Annotated in this window: 17 protein-coding genes and 4 pseudogenes; 8 read left to right on the top strand and 13 right to left on the bottom strand. The window is 68.4% G+C overall.

The window, feature by feature from the left end; all coding sequences use genetic code 11:
- Nucleotides 1-32: 32 nt before the first annotated feature.
- A complete protein-coding gene (locus ACPEE0_RS01845) occupies nucleotides 33-416 on the bottom strand; it encodes a hypothetical protein (RefSeq protein WP_407710094.1) in 384 nt (127 codons plus the stop codon).
- Between the two features lie 209 nt (nucleotides 417-625).
- Here ACPEE0_RS01845 and ACPEE0_RS01850 point away from each other — a divergent pair, with 209 nt between their 5' ends.
- The 4 genes and pseudogenes from ACPEE0_RS01850 (at nucleotide 626) to ACPEE0_RS01865 (ending at nucleotide 4064) form a co-directional block, all read left to right on the top strand.
- Nucleotides 626-1432 (top strand): oxygenase MpaB family protein, encoded by an 807-nt coding sequence (locus ACPEE0_RS01850; protein WP_009358373.1) that lies wholly within the window; start codon nucleotides 626-628, stop codon nucleotides 1430-1432.
- Nucleotides 1425-2324 (top strand): DUF817 domain-containing protein, encoded by a 900-nt coding sequence (locus ACPEE0_RS01855; RefSeq protein ID WP_009358372.1) that lies wholly within the window; start codon nucleotides 1425-1427, stop codon nucleotides 2322-2324. The genes ACPEE0_RS01850 and ACPEE0_RS01855 overlap by 8 nt, the downstream gene beginning before the upstream one ends.
- 69 nt (nucleotides 2325-2393) lie before the next feature.
- On the top strand, nucleotides 2394-3623 hold the full coding sequence (locus tag ACPEE0_RS01860) for an MFS transporter (RefSeq protein WP_009358371.1): 1230 nt from the start codon (nucleotides 2394-2396) through the stop codon (nucleotides 3621-3623).
- 46 nt (nucleotides 3624-3669) lie between these two features.
- Nucleotides 3670-4064, top strand: a pseudogene (locus ACPEE0_RS01865) ((R)-mandelonitrile lyase).
- 22 nt (nucleotides 4065-4086) lie between these two features.
- On the opposite strand, the gene ACPEE0_RS01870 reads toward ACPEE0_RS01865, so the two are convergent.
- Nucleotides 4087-5466 (bottom strand): LLM class flavin-dependent oxidoreductase, encoded by a 1380-nt coding sequence (locus ACPEE0_RS01870; protein ID WP_354177031.1) that lies wholly within the window; start codon nucleotides 5464-5466, stop codon nucleotides 4087-4089.
- Between the two features lie 321 nt (nucleotides 5467-5787).
- On the opposite strand from ACPEE0_RS01870, the gene ACPEE0_RS01875 reads away from it, so the two are divergent.
- Nucleotides 5788-6822, top strand: coding sequence for a PQQ-dependent sugar dehydrogenase (locus ACPEE0_RS01875; protein WP_424573800.1), 1035 nt, complete (start codon nucleotides 5788-5790; stop codon nucleotides 6820-6822).
- 122 nt (nucleotides 6823-6944) lie between these two features.
- On the opposite strand, the pseudogene ACPEE0_RS01880 reads toward ACPEE0_RS01875, so the two are convergent.
- Nucleotides 6945-7828, bottom strand: a pseudogene (locus tag ACPEE0_RS01880) (helix-turn-helix transcriptional regulator).
- Between the two features lie 151 nt (nucleotides 7829-7979).
- On the opposite strand from ACPEE0_RS01880, the pseudogene ACPEE0_RS01885 reads away from it, so the two are divergent.
- From ACPEE0_RS01885 to ACPEE0_RS01895, 3 genes and pseudogenes are all read left to right on the top strand, one after another.
- Nucleotides 7980-9018 (top strand): annotated as a pseudogene (locus ACPEE0_RS01885) (NAD(P)-dependent alcohol dehydrogenase).
- Nucleotides 9019-9199: 181 nt separating this feature from the next.
- The gene (locus ACPEE0_RS01890; protein WP_424573801.1) at nucleotides 9200-9910 is read left to right on the top strand and encodes a hypothetical protein; all 711 of its coding nucleotides are present in this window, start codon (nucleotides 9200-9202) and stop codon (nucleotides 9908-9910) included.
- A 79-nt stretch (nucleotides 9911-9989) separates the two neighbouring features.
- A complete protein-coding gene (locus tag ACPEE0_RS01895) occupies nucleotides 9990-10169 on the top strand; it encodes a hypothetical protein (RefSeq protein WP_035753009.1) in 180 nt (59 codons plus the stop codon).
- 10 nt (nucleotides 10170-10179) lie between these two features.
- Here the strand turns inward: ACPEE0_RS01895 and ACPEE0_RS01900 are convergent, their stop codons facing one another.
- The 10 genes and pseudogenes from ACPEE0_RS01900 to ACPEE0_RS01945 all read right to left on the bottom strand — a co-directional run bounded on the left by ACPEE0_RS01900 (nucleotide 10180) and on the right by ACPEE0_RS01945 (nucleotide 18657).
- Nucleotides 10180-10776, bottom strand: a complete 597-nt coding sequence (locus tag ACPEE0_RS01900; protein WP_354177023.1) for a GNAT family N-acetyltransferase — start codon at nucleotides 10774-10776, stop codon at nucleotides 10180-10182.
- Entirely contained in the window at nucleotides 10773-11378 is a 606-nt protein-coding gene (locus tag ACPEE0_RS01905; RefSeq protein WP_424573802.1) for a penicillin acylase family protein, read from the bottom strand. Before ACPEE0_RS01905 ends, ACPEE0_RS01900 begins: the two co-directional genes overlap by 4 nt.
- A 149-nt stretch (nucleotides 11379-11527) precedes the next feature.
- Nucleotides 11528-12949: pseudogene (locus ACPEE0_RS01910) on the bottom strand (penicillin acylase family protein); the annotation flags it as partial.
- A 36-nt stretch (nucleotides 12950-12985) separates the two neighbouring features.
- Nucleotides 12986-14014: a nitronate monooxygenase gene (locus ACPEE0_RS01915; protein ID WP_009358366.1), complete on the bottom strand. Its 1029-nt coding sequence runs from the start codon at nucleotides 14012-14014 to the stop codon at nucleotides 12986-12988.
- 57 nt (nucleotides 14015-14071) lie between these two features.
- A complete protein-coding gene (locus tag ACPEE0_RS01920; RefSeq protein WP_354177022.1) occupies nucleotides 14072-14917 on the bottom strand; it encodes a CPBP family glutamic-type intramembrane protease in 846 nt (281 codons plus the stop codon).
- An 80-nt stretch (nucleotides 14918-14997) separates the two neighbouring features.
- On the bottom strand, nucleotides 14998-15942 hold the full coding sequence (locus ACPEE0_RS01925) for a hypothetical protein (protein ID WP_009358364.1): 945 nt from the start codon (nucleotides 15940-15942) through the stop codon (nucleotides 14998-15000).
- Nucleotides 15943-16070: 128 nt separating this feature from the next.
- Nucleotides 16071-16268 carry a hypothetical protein gene (locus ACPEE0_RS01930; RefSeq protein WP_009358363.1) on the bottom strand — a complete coding sequence of 66 codons (198 nt, stop codon included), beginning with the start codon at nucleotides 16266-16268 and terminating at the stop codon, nucleotides 16071-16073.
- Between the two features lie 177 nt (nucleotides 16269-16445).
- Nucleotides 16446-16625: a hypothetical protein gene (locus tag ACPEE0_RS01935; RefSeq protein ID WP_009358362.1), complete on the bottom strand. Its 180-nt coding sequence runs from the start codon at nucleotides 16623-16625 to the stop codon at nucleotides 16446-16448.
- A gap of 218 nt (nucleotides 16626-16843) precedes the next feature.
- Nucleotides 16844-17659: an ABC transporter ATP-binding protein gene (locus tag ACPEE0_RS01940; RefSeq protein WP_035753007.1), complete on the bottom strand. Its 816-nt coding sequence runs from the start codon at nucleotides 17657-17659 to the stop codon at nucleotides 16844-16846.
- A 2-nt stretch (nucleotides 17660-17661) separates the two neighbouring features.
- Nucleotides 17662-18657, bottom strand: coding sequence for a FecCD family ABC transporter permease (locus ACPEE0_RS01945; protein ID WP_009358360.1), 996 nt, complete (start codon nucleotides 18655-18657; stop codon nucleotides 17662-17664).
- Between the last annotated feature and the right edge of the window lie 60 nt (nucleotides 18658-18717).

Genomic DNA, 18717 nt, shown 5'->3' on the forward strand with positions numbered 1-18717 from the left:
GGGGTTTCGTCATAGCCACAATGATTCTCCAATCATCCAGCGACTACAGCTCTCCTACACAAACAATCTGACACCCCCTTCGCCAGGCCAAAAAGCCGTCCGCCCTTGGCGGGGGATTCCCGCCGCGCCAGGGCAATTTGGGCAGCCACGCCGGCGCCCTGCTCGTCGGCCGGGACGCCGGCCGCGGCCTGGACCCGCCGCTGGAACCCATCAAAGGCGACAGTGATGTCGGCCTGCCGGGCACCGGCCAGGGACTTCACATCCTCCAGCTGCCGCAACTGGTCAATCATCCCCGCACCAGCGGAGGCAACAGGCACGCGGGCGAGCAGGGCAAGCACGTCCGAAACAGTCGGGACACCATAAAGCCCCGCAACCGTTCCGTCCCCTGGCTCTGCCGCCGCCCCAACCACTTCCATAAACAAAGTCTTCCAGCACGGTCTGACAATTCCCGCCACGACCAGCGCCTATGTGGAAAACCGCGGCCAGTGGGTTCCGGAAGATGTCCGGGCTGCAACCGGCACCGCAGAGTCAGCAGCCCCCATCACCGCGGCGGGTTTCCACATGCCGGCCGCCCGGCGTCGTCGGTTCATGCGCCCTCCGGTAGCCTGTTGAAATGGTGCGAGGAATGGCCGACTACGGTGCAGAAACCATCCTGCTCGTGGGAGCGGGACGGGCTCTGCTGCTGCAGCTCGCAGACCCAGCCGTCGGGCGCGGCGTGGACGAGCACAGCTCCTTTGTCGGCCGCCCGGTCAACAGGCTCAAAGGCACCCTGACCTACGTCTACGCCATCGTCTATGGCACGGACGAGCAGGTGAAAGAGGTCCGGCGCAGGGTGAACCGCGCCCACGTTCCCGTGCGGAAAGCCGGCACCGAGGCTTCGCCGGGCTACAACGCCTACGATCCGGAACTCCAGCTCTGGGTGGTTGCCACGCTCTATGACACCGCGGTGACCATCATCGAAAAGATCTACGGCCCGCTCGACGACGAGTCAGCCGACGCCATGTACCAGGACTACGCACGGATCGGGACGGCCCTGCAGCTGCCCCGGGAGCTGTGGCCGGCAGACCGTGCCGCCTTCCGCCGCTACTGGGACGGACGCATCTCCACGCTGCGCGCGGAAGCGGGCGGCGTGCGGGTGGGCCGAGGCCTGCTTTACCCCAAGCACACCGCACTCTGGTACCGCGCCATCATCCCGCCCGCAAGGTTCCTCACCGCCGGGCTCCTGCCGCCGCAGCTGCGGGAGGACTTCGGCCTGCCGTGGAACCACCGCCGGCAGCGCCGCTTCGACCGCACCATGGCGGTCCTGGCCGTGGTGTACCCCCGGCTTCCGCGGCGGATCCGGCACTGGTTCAAGGACTACTGCCTGGCCGAACTCGATAAAGACCTTCGCAAGAACCGCCAGCCCATACAGCGTCAGGGAGCCAGTGCGTAGTTCCACTTCAGTTGAGCAGCGGATCGATGAACGGGCCCGCCGCTTCCTGGCCACCGCCCCGGCCGGCGGCTACAAAGCAAAAGTCACCGAGTTCGTGGTGTTCGGCCTCAAACAGGGCTGGGCGTGCATCTTCGGTGCCACGCTCCTCGCCGTCCTGATGGCCGCGCGGCTCTGGTACCCGGACACCGCTGCCCTGGCCCGGAACGATTTCCTGACCATCGCCGCCGTCGCCATCCAGGTCCTCATGGTGCTGTTCAAGCTGGAGACGCTCCGCGAACTGCGGGTGATCATCCTGTTCCACATCGTGGGCACCGTGATGGAGCTGTTCAAGACCGACGCCGGCTCCTGGTCCTACGAGGCCGAGGGCTTCCTGCGCATCGGCGCGGTGCCCCTGTTCAGCGGCTTCATGTACGCAGCAGTGGGTTCCTACATGGTGCGGGTCTACCGGCTTTTCGACCTCCGTTTCGCTGCCTACCCGCGGCGCTGGATCACGGCGCTCCTGGGCGCGGCCATCTACGCGAATTTCTTCACGCATCACTACATCTGGGACCTGCGCTGGGTGCTGCTGGCCGCCGTCGTCATCATCTACGGGCGGTGCGTGATGCACTTCCGGGTGTTCCGCAGGCAGTTCCGCATGCCGCTGGTGGCCGCATTCCTGCTGGTGGCGCTGTTCATCTGGATTGCCGAAAACATCGCCACCTGGTCCGGCGCCTGGCTGTACCCGAGCCAGGTGGCCGGCTGGCATCCCGTGGGGCTGGAAAAGCTCGTGGCGTGGTTCCTGCTGATGATCATCTCCGTGGTGCTGGTGGCGTGGGTCTACAAACCCCAGCCGCCGGAAGGCGAAAACGGACGACGGCGGGAAGTCCCGGCGTCGTCCGCGGTGCGGCAGTAAGGGGTACTGCCATAACCCGTTCCAGCAGGGCCCTCGCTGGAACTTTGGCCCCGGGGTTTGATGAAGGCTATGGACTCCACTACCGCCGTCACCAGCAGCAAGAAGGCCCCGGCACCGGACGTCCGCGAACACCACCGGGCGCACTGGGGAGGCGTCTTCGCAATGTCGCTGTGCGTCTTCGCCCTGATCGCCTCCGAATTCATGCCGGTCAGCCTCCTCACACCCATGGCATCCGACCTCCAGGTCTCCGAGGGCATGGTGGGGCAGGGCATAGCAATCTCCGGCCTCTTCGCCGTCCTGGCCAGCCTGTCGGTGTCCAGCCTGGCCGGAACCATGGACCGCAAGACCCTCCTGCTGGGCCTGACCGCGGTTATGGCTGTCTCGGGAGCGGTGGTTGCCCTGGCGCCGGGGTACCTGCCCTTTATGATCGGCCGCGCGCTGATCGGCGTGGTCATCGGCGGGTTCTGGTCCATCTCGGCAGCCACCGCCATGCGCCTGGTCCCCGCGCACAAGGTGCCCCAGGCACTGGCGATCTTCAATGGCGGCAACGCGCTGGCAACGGTTGTCGCCGCGCCGCTGGGCAGCTACCTCGGCTCCATTGTGGGCTGGCGGGGCGCGTTCTTGTGCCTGGTGCCGGTGGCCGTGCTCGCCCTGGTGTGGCAGTGGTTCAGCCTCCCTTCGATGAAAATCACGGCAGGCGCGTCCGCGGCGAAGAACCCGTTCGGAGTCTTCTCAGGACTGAAAAGCCGGCCCGTCGCCTGGGGAATGGCCGCCTGCGGGTCGTTCTTCATGGGACAGTTCATCCTCTTCACCTACATCCGCCCGTTCCTGGAAACCGTGACGCGGGCGGACGTGGCCACAGTCTCCCTGGTCCTGCTGGTGATCGGTGTCGCCGGCTTTGCGGGCACCATGCTGATCGGCCGCTTCCTCGGGAAAGGCCTGTACCGGACGCTGGTCATTCTTCCGGTGCTCATGGCGGTCCTGGCCGCGGCGCTCGTTCCCGCCGGCGGCTGGCTCGCCGCCGTCGTGGTCCTCCTGGGCCTGTGGGGCCTGATGTCCACGGCCGCGCCCGTGGGTTGGTGGAGCTGGCTGGCGAAGGCCATGCCAAACAATGCTGAGGCGGGCGGCGGCCTCATGGTCGCCGTTGTCCAGACGTCGATAGCCATCGGGTCGACACTGGGTGGAGTGCTGTTCGACTCCACCGGCCACCGCGGTACGTTCCTGGTGAGCGCGGGCGTCCTGTTGGCCGCGGCCGTCCTGGCATTCCAGGCCGCACGTGCCGCCAGGCAGGCAGCATGACCATTTGGAAAGACTTCCCTTTAAGCCGAAACCTTAGGAGGACGACATGAAGTACACCCCAAGCGGCGGCCAGACGGCAGCCGGGCCGGAGGAGTGGTTCACCGGATCAGTGCACATCGACAGCATCCGCAACCCGGATGAGCAGTCAGCCATCGGCTGTGCCCACGTCCGGTTCGCCCCCGGCGCACGGACCGCCGGCACCACCACCCCAAGGGGCAGACCCTGTACGTCACGGACGGCATCGGACTGGTGGCACGGCGCGGCGGGGAGGTCCAGGAGATCCGGCCCGGCGACGTCGTGTACATCGAGCCTGGCGAGGAGCATTGGCACGGGGCTGCTCCGGACCGGTTCATGGCGCATGTTGCCATGCACGAAGCTGACGGTAACGGGCAGGTGGTCACCTGGCTGGAGCACGTGACCGACGAGGAGTACCGGGCCTAGTGCTCCCCGCCGGCGGCGCATGTCAGAACGCCGCGCCGATCGAGGCCAGCTGTGCCGCCCCGGCGTCCGCGTACTGGTTCCCGGGCCGTGCCAGGCCGTAGTGGTCCCGAAGGGTACGGCCGGTGTAGTCGGTGCGGAACAGTCCGCGTTCCTGCAGGATGGGCACCACCCGGTCCACGAAGGCGTCCAGCCCGGAGGGCAGCACCGGCGGCATGATGTTGAAGCCGTCGGCCGCCCCGCCGTCGAACCATTCCTGGATGGCGTCCGCCACCTGCACCGGGGTGCCGGTGAAGGTCCGGTGCCCGCGGCCGCCGCCCAGCCGGCCGATCAGCTGCCGCACGGTGAGCTGCTCGCGGCGGGCCAGCTGCACGATCAGGGTGTAGCGGCTCTTGGCGCCCTCGATCTCATCCTCGCTGGGCAGGTCGGCGGGCAGCTGGCGGTCCAGCGGGAGGTCTTCGGGATTGACGCGGAGGGTCTTGGCCAGCTGGATCCGGGCGTACTCGGGCTTGATCAGCCGGTCCAGTTCGCGTTCGAGTTCCAGGGCTTGCTTTTCCGTCGCGCCGATCACGGGCACGATGCCGGGCAGGATCTTGATGCTCTCCGGGTTGCGGCCGGCGGCGGCGGTGCGGGCTTTCAGGTCGCGGTAAAACTCCTGCGCGTCGGCCAGGGTCTGGTGCGCGGTGAACACGGCATCCGCGTACCGGGCGGCCAGCTCCTTGCCGTTCTCGGACGAGCCAGCCTGGACGATCAGCGGGTGCCCCTGCGGGGAGCGGGGGACGTTGAGCGGACCGCGGACCCTGAAGTGCCTGCCCTCATGGTCAATGGTGCGGATCTTTTCGGCGTCGCCCCAGACGCCGTCGGCCTTATCCGCGAGGATGGCGTCGTCCTGCCAGCTGTCCCAGAGTTTCCGGGCCACCTCGATGAACTCGGCCGCCCGCTCGTACCGTACGGCGTGGGCGGGCTGGTCGTCGACGCCGAAGTTCCGGGCGGCGTCGGGCCCGGCCGTGGTCACCACGTTCCAGCCGGCCCGGCCACCGCTGACCCAGTCCACGGAGGCGAACCGGCGGGCCAGGTTGAACGGCTCGTTGTAGGTGGTGGAGGCGGTGGCGATGAGCCCGATCCGCTTGGTGGCGCCGGCGATGGCGGTCAGCAGGACGGTGGGTTCCAGCTTGCCGGCCGGACGGCGTCCCACTTCGCCGAACAGGACGGGGGAGTCGGCGAAGAAGATGGAGTCCAGCTTGCCCCGTTCGGCGGTGCGGGCCAGCTGCTGGTAATGCTCCACGCGGCTGCCGGCGTGGGGGTCGCTTTCCGGCAGCCGCCACGAGGCCTCGTGGTGTCCGGTGCTCATGAGGAAGGCGTTGAGGTGCAGCTGGCGCTGCGGGGACGGGGTCTGGGAAGCCATGCGGGTACTCCTTCGAGTGTGGGAAGAGGTGGCGGGTACGACGCCGGACGCCGGCCAGGAAGGACGGCGCGGGAAGGCGCGGAAAAGGGATGCAGGGGAGTGCCGGCGTCGGACGATTGTGCCCGACGCGCCGGGGTGTTGAAACACCTAAACACGGCCGCTGCGGCCTTGGCCAGCACCGTGAAACGGAAGCTCAACGGGAGGAAACGGCACTACTTATTGCGCCATTCCGGGGTCAAAACAGGCAACGCGGCGCCATGATCCGCAACGCGGGTTAATGTGGCTGGAAAGGGTAGGGACATGGGTCGAGGGGAGAAGCGCATGCGTCACCGGGTCCTGGCTGCTGTGGCCGTTTTCGGGGCAAGCCTTCTAGTGGCCGGCTGCACTGCCGCCCCTGCTCCCGCGCCGGCCACCACATCCGCTGCCCCCGCGACATCCGCCGCGCCGCCGTCCGCCCCGGCTCCCACCACACCCGCGCCCGGGGCTCCCGCCGCAGCTGCCACCATCGCCGGCGCGCCGCAGCAGGTGGCGGCGGACCTTGACGCTCCCTGGTCGGTGGTCTTCCGGGATGGGACGCCGCTGGTGAGCGAACGCAACAGCGGGCAGATCCTTGAACTCGCTCCTGACGGCTCCTCCCGGTCCATCGGAACCGTGGAGGGGGTGGCGGCCCGCGGCGAGTCCGGCTTGCTGGGCCTCGCCGTGGGCAGCCAGGGCGACCTTTACGTCTATTCGACGGCGGAGGACGGCAACCGGGTCCAGCGCTTCCCCGTCAGCGGTGAACCCGGGTCCCTCTCGCTGGGGCGCCCGGACACGCTCCTTGACCGCATCCCGTCGGCAAACATCCACGACGGCGGCCGGATCGCTTTTGGCCCCGACGGCATGCTCTACGTGACGGCAGGTGACGCGAGCCGGCGCGACAGCGCCCAGGACCGCGGCTCACTGGCCGGCAAGATCCTGCGGATGACCCCCGACGGCGACGCTCCCGCAGACAACCCCTTCCCCGGTTCGCTGGTCTACAGCTACGGCCACCGGAACCCGCAGGGCATGGCCTGGGCGGAGGACGGAACCATGTTCGCCACCGAGTTCGGCCAGAACACCTGGGATGAACTGAACATCATCACCCCCGGCGCCAACTACGGCTGGCCCACCGTTGAAGGGATCGCGGGCCGGGATGGCTTCGTGGACCCGGTCCAGCAGTGGCGGCCCGGCGCGGCGAGCCCCAGCGGCATGGCCCATGCGGGCGGTACCTTGTTCGTGGCCAACCTGCGCGGCCAGGTCCTGCGGTCTGTCCCGTCTCGGATCCCGGCACCTCCGCGGAGCATTTCAGCCGCGAGTTCGGCAGGATCCGGGACGTGACAGTGGCGCCGGACGGCCGGCTGTGGTTCCTGACCAACAACACCGACGGCCGCGGCCGCCCGCAACCCGGGGATGACCGGATCCTCGCCGTCGACCTGGCGGAGGGGTGAGCCGGAGCTCCGTCAGCTCCGCGCGCCGGCCTGCGCCAGTTCCACGATCTTCTCGGTGGCGGCCCAGGAAGCGAGGAGCTTGAGCGCCTCGTCGGAGGGGCTGCCGGGGGTGGCCGGATAAACGGTGAGGGAGTGCCCGGGTCCTCCTCCAGTCCCAACACCTGGTAATTCAGTTCCAGCAGTCCCACCGCCGGATGCCGGAAGAATTTGGTCCCGGCGTAATGGCGGCGGACATTGTGCGCAGCCCACAGCGTCCGGAATTCCTCGCTGCGCATGGACAGCTCGCCAACCAGTTCGGCGATGCCCTTGTCGTGCGGGTTCCGGCCCGCCTCGCGGCGCAGGATGGCAACGTTGGTGTTGGCTGCCCGGTCCCAATCGACGTAGAAATCGCGGGACCGCGAATCCAGGAAGATGAAGCGGGAATGGTTTCCCGGCCTCGCGGTGCTGCGGTACATATCGGAGTAGAGCGCGTAGCCCAGCGTGTTGGCCGCCACGATGTCCAGCCGGTCGTTGCCTATGAAGGCGGGCGCTTCGGTGATGGCGTCCAGGAGGTACTGCAGCTCCGGCCGCACCCCGGACGGGACGGGAGCCGCAACGCGTTTCCGGCCCGAGGTGTTGGCCGCCCGGGCAAGATCGTAGAGGTGGTCGTGCTCTGCCCGGTCCAGTTCCAGGGCCCGCGCAATCGCATCCAGCACACTGTCGGACACACCCGAAAGGTTCCCGCGCTCCAGCCGGGTGTAGTAGTCCACGCTGACCCCGGCCAGCCGGGCCACTTCCTCACGCCGCAGCCCGGGCACGCGCCGGCGGCCCCCGTAGGGCTCGAGTCCCGCCTGCTCGGGCGTGATGCGTCCACGGCGGGTGGAAAGGAACTGCCGGACTTCGGCTCGGTTATCCATAGGGGACACGTTACGACGGATCCGGAAAGCCAAGGGTGGGTCTGCCAGAACCAGTTACAGCAGGGCCCTCCTTACGGATCCCAACTGCCGGTTTGATGTCCATGTAGCCCTGTAGCATTTCGATAACCCCCAAAGACATCACAGGAGACCCATGACTACCGTCAAGGCCTATGCCTCACCGTCCTCCTCCGAGGACCTCATCCCCACCACCATCGAACGCCGCGCCGTTGGCCCGCACGATGTCCTGATCGAGATCAAGTTCGCCGGCATCTGCCACTCGGACATCCACACCGTCCGCGGCGACTGGGGCCCGCAGCAGTACCCGCTGGTCCCCGGCCACGAGATTGCCGGCGTCGTCACCGAAGTGGGCTCCGCCGTGACCAAGCACAAGGTGGGCGACCGCGTGGGCGTCGGCTGCATGGTTAACTCGTGCCGTGAATGCGCCAACTGCCTGAACGGCGACGAGCAGTACTGCCTCAAGGGCATGGTGGGCACCTACGGCGCGGAGGACCGCGACGGCACCATCACCCAGGGCGGCTACTCCACCACGTTGTGGTCACCGAGCACTTCGTGGTGAGCATTCCGGACGGCTTGGAGCTGGACGTCGCAGCCCCGCTGCTGTGCGCAGGAATCACCACCTACTCGCCGCTGCACCGCTGGGGCGCCGGCCCCGGCAAGAAGGTGGCCGTGGTGGGCCTTGGCGGACTGGGCCACATGGCCGTCAAGCTCGCCGCCGCCATGGGCGCCGAGGTCACCGTCCTGTCCCAGTCGCTCAAGAAGCAGGAGGACGGCCTGCGCCTGGGCGCAACCAGCTACTTCGCCACCAGCGACCCGGCACGTTCGAGCAGCTGGCCGGTAGCTTCGACCTGATCATCAACACCGTCAGCGCCTCCATCGACATCAGCGCCTACCTGCAGCTGCTGACGCTCGACGGCGCCCTGGTCAACGTGGGTGCCCCCGCGGAACCGCTCCCTGTCAACGCCTTCGCGCTGATCGGCGGCCGCCGGTCCTTCGCCGGATCGATGATCGGAGGCATCCCCGAAACCCAGGAGATGCTCAACTTCTGCGCCGAGCACGGCATCGGCGCGGACATCGAGGTCATCCCGGCAGGGAAGATCAATGACGCATACGAACGTGTCCTTGCCTCGGACGTCCGCTACCGCTTCGTGATCGACACCGCCACGCTGTAGCAGGGACCCGCGTAACGGCGGGCCGGCCCCGGAAGGTGCCGACCCGCCGTCGTGCGTGGGGCGCCGGGTCCTTTTGTTATGCCCCGCAACGGTTGGGCGGCAATCAGTCCGCTCCCGGATCCCGAATCCAGCCCCGGTTCCACAATGGAAGGACCAGTTTTCCAAGCCCCGGGAGGGTGTGATGAGAAGGTCCGCCGGGCTGGTTCCCGCGGTGATCCTCGTTGGTGCGGCGGTGGCCGGCTGCGGCCCGCAGGCAGGACCGCCGGCGGCGTCGCCCACCACCACGGCCGCGTCCGCCTCCCCGACCCCCTCAGCGACGTCGTCACCGACCGAAACAGCAAGTCCCGCACCGGCCACCACCACGAGGGGTTCCCTGAAGACCTTTACGACGGCGGACGGCCAGCTGGCGTTCGACCTCCCCGCCACGTGGAGCGTGCGCGATCCGGCCGGGGAACTGCCCGAAGGCGGCGGGGCTTTCGCCGAGGTGACGAACGAGGCGGGCAGGCCGATGGCAACGCTGCGGACCAACATGGCCACAGGTTCCACCTGCCTGGAGAAGTACCCCTATGAGGTCCTGGAGTCGCAGGAGCTGCCCGCCCTGGCGCAGGACGGCGAGACTCCACGGTTCATCTACGAAACCCGGGGCAACACCGCAACGCCCGGTCCCGCTGACACGCCGGCCGCCGCCTACGGCATCGTTTCCGTTCCCGCCCCACGGGGGACCTGGCCTGCCCGATGTTCCACTTCTTCACCTGGCCTCCCACCGCCGCAATGTTCGGTGCGTTCTACAACCCGGAGAACAACAGGACCCCGGGCACCGAGTCCCTTCCCTACCTGGAACAGGCCCGGAGGTACATGGACACCACCGAGTACCAGAACATCCGCCGGATGATCACCTCGCTCCGCCCGGCGGGCTAGAAACCCCGCAGGTTTCCCGCCATCCGTTCCCGCAACCACAACGAATTACTGGCATGAACTACTACACCCCGGCGGCGCAGGAAAGAGTCCGGGACGCCGCATATGACGCAGTGGAAAAAGTGCTCGACGGCATGTTCTCGCCGTTGAACAGGCACGCGCTCAACGCACGCTGGAACCAGGCCTGCGAAGCCATGGCAAAGTACCTGGAAGCCCAGGACACCGGCGAGGAGTAGGGGCCAGTCCCTACTCCGCAGTCCGGGATTCGAACGCTTCCCGGTCCAGGAACACCAGCTGCGCTTCCTTCTCGGGCAGCTGGACCTTGGGCCCGGCCTCGAAGCCGAAGCCGGTGAGCCGGCCGATGGCCTTGGCGTTCCGGGCATCCGGTTCCGCCACCACGCGGTTCTTCGCCGGATCGGAGAGCACGAACCGCACCAGCCCGGACAGCAGGGTCGCCGTGAAGTTCGGGATAGGGCGTTCAGCCGGGGCCAGCAGCAGGTGGATGCCGGCATCCCCGGCGCGGGCCGGATACACCTCGGCCACGGGATCGTGCAGCGGCTCGTACGTCTGGAATACGCCGGCAGGCTCGCCGTCAACGGTCATCAGGAATCCGTGGTGCGTGTCCAGGCTGTCCAGGAACGCATAGACGTCCCGGACCTCGTCCCGGCTCCAGCCGTTCATGCCCCAGAACCGGGCGCGCTCCTCCCGCACCCAGCTGTGCACCAGGTCCGCGTCCTGTTCAGGTGCCAGGCGGAGCAGCCGGAGGCGGCCCAGGCCCGGGAGGTCCTCCTCGTACACGGCGTCCCGGGTTGCGTGCGTAAGTCCGGCCTCGATGCTTGTCATGGAGTCTCCTTGGTGAGCTGGTCCCAGTCGGTGACAACGGGGAGGAGTTCGCCGGCGGCCCAAAGCGGCAGCTGGCTGAGGAAGTTCGGGTCGTCTGCTTGTCCGGACGCTCCGAACGGCACGATCCATCGGCTCTTCGAACGGTCGGAAAGGTCCCAGACGTAGCGGGCCACGGGTCCGCGGAAGGACGCATCCGTCACGCCCGGCAGGCTTTCCGTGCACAGCACGCAGCTGGTGTCCCCGGACAGGGCGGTGGCCGGCACGGCGGGTGCGGCGGCACCTGCGCCCGGGAAATCAGACAGCGCGTGCAGGGGCAGTACCGTGTGGCTTTCACCCCAGGCAGCGGACGACGGCGATGCTGCCGCCGCCTCCAGCGCCCGCCCCGCCGCGGCCGCCACGTCGATGCCGTGCCCGGCACCCTTGGCGATGATGGTTTCCAGGGCGAAGCCAACCCGGGAGACCGGGTTAAGCCACGGTGCAAACAGGGCCGAGTGCCCGGCGGACGCCGTGAGCCGTGCCAGCAGGGGGTCGCCGGCCAGCTCCACCACCAGTGCCGAGCGCCAGGCCGTGAAAGCTGCGGCGTCAGTGCTGGCGGCATGCATGGATCCGTCCCAGGCCAGCAGCCGGTCCCGCAGTTCCGCGGCGGGGGCGGACAGGGAAATCCCATCTTTCCCACCGGGCCCCGCCAGCAGGGCACGCAGCGCGGGCCAGGACCCAGCCGGCAGTCCATGTGGATCCGCTGCATGTCTTCAACGTCCAGGTTGTCCCCGGCGTCTTCCAGGAGCTGCCGTATCCGGTGAGCCCGGTGGGCGGGAGCGAACTCCAGCCCGGTCAGGCTGCCGCCGCCGGACTCCCGGTCATTCGCGTTCACGGCCAGAGCGTCCACGCGGGACGCCGGCAGGTCCACCCATGTGCCCGACCACCGGTGCTGCGGGGATTCGGCCGGAACGGGACGGACCCGGTTCTCCGGGTTCCGCACCGGGACCTTGCCCGCCACCAGCTGCCGGACGTCGCCGCCGGTATCGGCGGCGAGCACGCAGTTGACCGGCTCCACCCAGGCTTGCAGCGCAGCCTCAATATCGGCGGCGCTTCGGCTCCGCAGCAGCGGCAGGAGGGCCTCGAAACCCAGCTGCCCCCCGGCCCGCGACGGTGCCCGCAGGCTCAGCGCGCCGCCGTCGGGCCCGCCCGAGATGACAGGGCCGCGGGCTGTCTCAACCACGTGCACCGTTTCCGTGGCGGCGCCGCGGACCAGGATCTCCTCCTGGTGGTCGGCAACCACCGGCTCCCACCCGTCCGGGCCGAGTGCCTGGAGGGTGGCGCCGTCGCGCCTGAGCTGTTCACGGTAGAGGTCCTGGTAGTCGGCCATGGCATTGGTGACCGCCCATGCCGCCGTCCCCGTGTGGCCGAAGTGCGGCAGGCCGGGGACGCCGGGAAAAGCCAGCCCGACGGCGTCGAACTCCGGGCAGGCGAGCCGCACCTGCTGGTAGACGCCGGGAAGTTCCAGGAGCCGGTGCGGGTCGCCGGCGATGAACGGAGCGCCGGAGCCCGTCCGGCCTCCCGTGGCAGCCCAGGCGTTGCTGCCCGCCCAGACCGGTGCCTCGATGCTGAACAGCTCCACCGCTTCCGCGCCAAGGGTCTGGGCCACGTGGTCACGCCAAAGCTTGTTGGGGAAGGTGCTGAACAGGATGTGGTGGACCAGGAAGACGCCGAGCGGAGTCCACGGCTCCCAGCGGGCGGGTGCCGTGGCCGTGTCCCGGAACTCCCGGGCTTCCCGCCGGCCGGCTTCCAGGGCGTTGTTCACACCATCCACGTAGGCCCCGCACCACTGCTGCGTGGCCGGGTCCAGGTTGTGGAAGCAGCGGCGGGCGGTGTCATCGATCCGCGCCTGCCGGGCAAACCGGTCCCACACCACGCCGTCCGGTCCCAGGTGTTCGGCGGTCCTGCCCTCGGATCGCCACCGCTCCACCTCGACCTGCCAGGAGCGGTCCGTGGCGGCGTTCCCACCCTGCAGGAAGGCGAGCTCGGTGGCCGACCCGGCGCGCAGATGGGGGATGCCCCACGGGTCGCGGAAGGTCTCAGCGGCCATGGGGCGGAGTTGTGGGGGTGGGCACGGGTCGGGTCCCTTTCTTAGGTAAGCCAAGCCTAAGTAAGGGTACGGGGAGAGGCGGGCCATTCCCAAAACCCGTGGCGCAACAAACCGCCCTGCAGCCTACGGCGTGAGCGCTGCCAGGATCGCGGCGGCGGGTCCGTCCACCGCATGCCGGAACCCGGTGCCCGCCCAGAGGTTGAGCCAGTTCGGATCACCGGCTGCCGCGGCCGCTGCGCGCAGGGGAGTGGTCATGTGGTGGATCTCCGGGTAGCCGTAGGGCGCCTCGGCGTCGTGCAGGCGCATGAATTCGTTGGTGAGGCCGCGGGCGTTCCTGCCGGAAAAGGACCGGGTGACGGCGGTGGCGGTGAAGCTTCCGGACGACAATGCTGCCCGGTGCGCGGCCTTGGTTCCGGCCTCGTCTGCGCGCAGGAACGCCGTGCCCGCCTGGACTGCGATCGCGCCCAGGGCCAGGGCCGCCCGGACGTCCGCTGCGGTGGCGATTCCTCCAGCGGCGATCAGCGGGACAGGAAGGTCGGCAAGCCCGGCCAGCAGGGTGTGCAGGGGCTGCGTCTCGTCGGCGGCGGGATCGAAGGTGCCGCGGTGGCCGCCGGCTTCCGGTCCCTGCACGCAGAGCGCGTCCACGCCGGCGTCGAGCGCCTGCAGGGCCTCGGCGCGCGAAGTGACGGTGGCGACCACGGCGCTTCCCCGCTCCTGCAGCGCGCCGATGACTGTGTTTTCCGGCAGGTCGAAGGTGAAGGAGACGACGGCGGGCGCCAACTCCAGCAGGACGTGCACCTTGTTGTCCCAGTCGTCATCGTCGTGCCGGGGATCGCCCAGCCGGACGCCGAAGCGCTCAGCGTCCGGCGCCAGGGCATCGGCGTAGGCGCGGAGCGCATCGGGGGTGCTGAAGGGGGCCTGCGGAACGAAAAGGTTGACGCCGAACGGCCTGCCCGTGAGGCCGCGGGCGGTTTCGATCTCCGCCCGCATGGCATGCGCCGTCTTGTAGCCGGCGGCCAGGAAACCCAGTCCGCCCGCCTCGCTCACAGCAGCAGCCAGCCGCGGCGTGGACGGTCCGCCGGCCATGGGTGCCTGGATGACGGGAACCGGCAGGGAAGCAAGATCGAAGCGGGAGTTGTGCTGGTGGCTCATGGAGTCCTTCCGTATCAGGCTGGCTGGCCGCCGGGTCAGCTGCGGAACTGGCCGGAATCAGTAGAGGAAGATGTCGATCCATTCCCGGTTGTGGGCATGGATCAGCACCAGGAACAGCACGAAGTCGAACAGCAGGTGCACGCTGACGATGTAGGAGAGGGACTTGGTGACCGTGAAGAGCCGGGCCTGCAGCAGGGCAAACGGGAAGATGAAGAACGGCGCCCAGGCGTGGAACCCGAGTTCCCAGAGGAAGGATGTGAAGAGGACGGCCTGGAGCAGGTTGGCCTGCCAGTCGGGGAGGTGCCGGCGCAGCAGGGTGAAGGCGGTGCAGATGAAGAACAGTTCATCCCAGATCCCCAGCACATTGGTGCCCAGGAACAGCCGGGCGATGCCGTCCGCGTCGCTGACCGCCGGCCAGTTGTTGTAGACGCCGGTGCGGATCATGTACACCGGCATCAGGGCGTACCCGATCAACAGGACGGCGGGCAGGTACCACTTCTCCGCGCGGGTCCACGGCTGCCCGGTCCGGACGGGGAAACGGATGGCATGGTCCTTGGTGACGAACCGGGACACGGCGTAGGGGATGCCCACCGCCAGGATCATCGCGGTTCCCATCACCGCCATATGTCCGGTGCTGATGTCCGTGGTGATGGGGACCAGGCTCATGGCGGTCAGCCCCACCGCGATCAGCGCAAGGTCGATCAGGAGCCGGCGGCTGATGATGCCGGCCAGGACCAGTGCCGCGGCCAGGAGGGTGAAGCCGAAGATCCGGTCCTCCCGTGCGAACAGCAGGAAGCCCGACGCCGAGACGAGGGCTGCGGGAACCACCGCCAGTGTGGTCCGGGCGGGCTTCCCTGCTTCCGCGCTCTGGAGATCGGCTTGCGCCTGTGATTGCTGCCTCATCACGTCCCTATGCTTCAGTGGCGCTTCCGGTGGATGCTCAAAAGTATACTTGCCGGCCGGACGCCGGACGAGGTGCCGGATCACCACAGCAGCGTCAACTCCAGGTCCGCGGCGGGCCGGGCCTCCAGCCACGTGTCGAGTACAGGGCGTAGCTGGGACTCGGCGCCGGCCAGCCCCAGCTGCGTGGCATCGGACGATGCCGGCACGTGGTGGTGCCCGTCGTCGGGGGTTCCGTGCGAGCATTCCGAACACAGCAGGCGCATCCCGGACCAGTCGTCCGCGCCCATGCCATGCCGCTCCAGAAGGTCGGACAGTTCCTGGAGGTCGTCCGGCGTTGCCCCGGTCACCTGGGCCTGCCATGTGGGCAGCCCTGAGTCCTCCAGCCGCAGGAGCTGGTCGAATACTGCCACGTCCTGCCCGTCCAGCTGGCGGAACCCTTTCGGTTCGCCGTCGTGCAGGACCACGTCCCGGAACCGGTGCCCGGATTCGGGCAGCGGCACACTGGCGATGACCGCGTGGGCGGGGCTCCTGCGCCAGCACCAGACCACTTCGGTGGCGCCGGCGGAGGGCAGCACCTGGTGGGGAAGGCTTGGCTGGTCCGGATTCAGCCGGACCGGCGCCAGGCCAAAATTGGAGTCGATGGGATCGTAGCCGGTTCCCAGGCCGCCAATGCCGTAGGCAGCCCACGCCCGGCGGGCCGTTGCCCAGTCGCCCAGGGCCGTGGAGGCGATTCCCAGGTTCCAGGCAGCGGGGTTGACGCCGTCGAAGTCCGCCGCCTCCACAGGCGTGAAGAGCTCAACCGCCCGGGCGTTGCGTTCCAGGCTTTCAGCCCACTTGCCGAGCGCCTTCGACAGCAGCCCGGCATGGAACCAGGCGTAGAAGGAATCCGGGGCGAGGCGCAGCATCTCGCCAGCCAGCGCCCTTGCCCTGTCCGTTTCGCCGGCGTCGTCCGCGGCCGTCCAGTCGGACCAGACATCCCGCGGTCCACGCTGCTCCCCATGGCCCTGCCATTTGCGAACCGTCACCCGTCCAGTATGCAGGGGCCTCCGGGTGCGCACCATGGCCTCCCGGCCATCTGCCCGGGACTAAAGCAAAGCGTACGACGGCGGGCGGTGCCGGCGTCGTACGCTTTGCTTTAGAGGAGGGTCGCCGCTTAGGCGCCCACCAGGGCCTTGTCCTCGCCGCGAACGCTCAGCGTGAAGGTGTTGGGTCCGCTGCAGGTCACCGCAACGCGGCACGTGGTGGTGTTGTGCCGTTCCGAAAGATCGCTGATCGCGGAGTCCAGGGTGTGGTGGAGGGTGGCTTTGTCCCAGATCTTCAGGGTTACGGAATCAGTGGCATCGAACGTCATTATTCAACTTCCATTTCTTGCGGTCTGGCGGCCTGGTCGTGTCCGGCCGTGTCCTCGTCGGTGAGGACAAGCAGATGGGAAAGCGCATTCCCAGGTTTTAGTCTGCATGGCTCCCGGATGAATGGCAACCGGAACCGGGATTAAGCTGAGCAAGCACACCGGGGGAAGCCCCCGGCCCTAGAGTGCGGGGTTAAGGCTGAGGGTGAAAGTGTTGGGGCCGCTGCAGGTCACGGCGATCCGGCTCTTGTCGGTGTTGTGGCGCACGGAGAGGTCTTCCACCAACGTGTCCAGGGTCGTGTGCACGGCGGAGCGGTCCCAGATTTTGAGGGTCACGGATTCGGCAGTTTCAAACGTCATTGTTCAGTACTTCCTTGCATTGGTCCGGCCGGTAAAGCCGGAAAATCGGCCTGCTCGCGTCATGGGGCGGTCGGCCGCCCGCTGGGCATGCCGGCGCGCCTCATTGCGTCACCAGGATGGGTTAAGGGCCGGAAAATGAATCCTGCCCTGCCCTTCCATGGTGCCGAAACCGAAAGGGTGCTCTCAACCAAATCGCCGATTATTGCAAGTGAATCTCATCACGTATGGACGGGTGCCGCCCCCACGGTCCCCAGCGGTATGACGTGCGGACGGCCCTCGGTGGGTTCCGCCACCACGTGGGCGTCCAGGCCGAACACCTCCAGCAGGCACTCGGGGGTGATGACCTCGGACGGGGTGCCCTGCGCCACGATGGCCCCGTCCTTCATGGCGATGATGTGGTCCGAGTAGCGCGCGGCCAGCGAGATGTCGTGGAGCACCATCACCACGGTCCGGTGGTGCTCACGGTACAGCCGGCGGACGAGTTCCAGCACGTCCACCTGGTGGGCGAGGTCCAGGTAGGTGGTGGGCTCGTCCAGGAGCAGGATCCCCGTTTCCTGCGCCAGCGTCATCGAAATCCAGGCCCGCTGCCGCTGCCCGCCCGAGAGGTCCTCCAGCGGCGAATCCGCCAGTTCCAGAATGTCTGTTGCCTCCAGGGCAGCCTCCACCACCCGTTCGTCGGAGGCGGAAAACTGCTGGTACCACTTCTGCCGCGGGTGCCTGCCCCGCGAAACGAGGTCCGCCACCGTCAGGCCGGACGGCGCGGTGGGGGCCTGCGGCAGCACGCTGATGCGGGTGGCGATGTGCCGGGTGGAGTGTTCCCGGAGCGGGATGCCGTCCAGCAGCACGTCGCCGGACCGGGGATTCAGCAGCCTGCCGAGCCCCCTCAGCAGCGTGGACTTGCCGCAGCCGTTGGGGCCGATGATGGAGGTGACCCGGGCGTCGGGGACGTCCAGGGTGAGGCCGCTGATGATGTCGGCGCCCTCGTAGCCAAGGCTGAGGTCCCGGGCGCGGAGGCCCTGTTGCGGGGTGGACATGTTCAACTCAGCCTCCGCTGGTACTTGAGGATCAGGTGTATCAGGAACGGTGCGCCCACCACGGCGGTGGCAACGCCCACCGGCAGCGGGGCGGCGAGGGCATTGGCGGACAGGGTGTCCGCCAGCAGCACGAAGATGGCGCCCACCAGGGCGGACACGCCCACCGAGGGAATCACCGTGGACGTCAGCGCCCGGGCAATCCGGGGACTGGCCAGGGCGACAAACGCCACGGGTCCCGCAGTCACGGTCGCCACCGACGCGAGCAGGACGGCGAGGGCCAGGACAACCAGGCGGACCACGCCGATCCGGACACCGAGGCCGACGGCGGTGTCCTCACCCAGGCTGGTGAGCAGCAGCCACCTGCCGCTGGACATCGCAGCCAGGAGCAGCACCGCAGCACTGATCGCCATGGGCCGGACGGTTTCCCAGTCCTTTCCGTTGAGCGAGCCCATCATCCACGTCAGCGCCTGGGCGGCACTTGTCACATCGCCCAGGGTGAGGATCCACGTGGTGAGGCTGGCTGCCAGGCCGGAGATGCCCAGGCCTGCCAGGACCAGGCGGTAGCTGTCCAGCCCCCGCCGGTAGGAGAGCAGATAGACGGCCAATCCGCTGGCGATGCCGGCGGTGAACGCGGCGGCGGGCATTCCCACCGTCGCGGCCAGCCCGCTCAGGCCCGCGTGGCCCCCGCCCGCGATGACCAGCACCGTCACGGCACCCAGCGAGGCGCCCGCCGTCACTCCCAGCAGGTCCGGACTTGCCAAGGGGTTCCGCGCCACCGTCTGGGTGATGGCGCCGGCGGCTGCCAGGCACGCTCCCACTACGACGGCGGCCACCATCCGCGGTGCGCGGAACTCCGTTACTGCCAGGTGGATGCGGGTATTGGAGTCGTCCCCCAGCAGCGCGCGGAGGACGTCCGGGTAGGCCATCGGTGTGCCGCCGAAGGCAACGTGCAGCGCCATGGCGGCCACCGTTGCCAGGACCAGCAGGACCGACACCACCAGTACGTGGACGTTGAAACGGATGGAAACAGGGCCTGCGCGCAGGGCCCTGATACGCGT

It is taken from the genome of Arthrobacter sp. SD76 (genome assembly GCF_049726125.1).
GTDB classification, from domain to species: domain Bacteria; phylum Actinomycetota; class Actinomycetes; order Actinomycetales; family Micrococcaceae; genus Arthrobacter; species Arthrobacter nitrophenolicus.

Coding starts and splice junctions, on each gene's coding strand:
- ACPEE0_RS01845 (WP_407710094.1), bottom strand. CDS start 416: ATGGAAGTGGTTGGGGCGGCGGCAGAGCCAGGGGACGGAACGGTTGCG.
- ACPEE0_RS01850 (WP_009358373.1), top strand. CDS start 626: ATGGCCGACTACGGTGCAGAAACCATCCTGCTCGTGGGAGCGGGACGG.
- ACPEE0_RS01860 (WP_009358371.1), top strand. CDS start 2,394: ATGGACTCCACTACCGCCGTCACCAGCAGCAAGAAGGCCCCGGCACCG.
- ACPEE0_RS01870 (WP_354177031.1), bottom strand. CDS start 5,466: ATGGCTTCCCAGACCCCGTCCCCGCAGCGCCAGCTGCACCTCAACGCC.
- ACPEE0_RS01875 (WP_424573800.1), top strand. CDS start 5,788: ATGCGTCACCGGGTCCTGGCTGCTGTGGCCGTTTTCGGGGCAAGCCTT.
- ACPEE0_RS01890 (WP_424573801.1), top strand. CDS start 9,200: ATGAGAAGGTCCGCCGGGCTGGTTCCCGCGGTGATCCTCGTTGGTGCG.
- ACPEE0_RS01895 (WP_035753009.1), top strand. CDS start 9,990: ATGAACTACTACACCCCGGCGGCGCAGGAAAGAGTCCGGGACGCCGCA.
- ACPEE0_RS01900 (WP_354177023.1), bottom strand. CDS start 10,776: ATGACAAGCATCGAGGCCGGACTTACGCACGCAACCCGGGACGCCGTG.
- ACPEE0_RS01905 (WP_424573802.1), bottom strand. CDS start 11,378: ATGCATGCCGCCAGCACTGACGCCGCAGCTTTCACGGCCTGGCGCTCG.
- ACPEE0_RS01915 (WP_009358366.1), bottom strand. CDS start 14,014: ATGAGCCACCAGCACAACTCCCGCTTCGATCTTGCTTCCCTGCCGGTT.
- ACPEE0_RS01920 (WP_354177022.1), bottom strand. CDS start 14,917: ATGAGGCAGCAATCACAGGCGCAAGCCGATCTCCAGAGCGCGGAAGCA.
- ACPEE0_RS01930 (WP_009358363.1), bottom strand. CDS start 16,268: ATGACGTTCGATGCCACTGATTCCGTAACCCTGAAGATCTGGGACAAA.
- ACPEE0_RS01935 (WP_009358362.1), bottom strand. CDS start 16,625: ATGACGTTTGAAACTGCCGAATCCGTGACCCTCAAAATCTGGGACCGC.
- ACPEE0_RS01940 (WP_035753007.1), bottom strand. CDS start 17,659: ATGTCCACCCCGCAACAGGGCCTCCGCGCCCGGGACCTCAGCCTTGGC.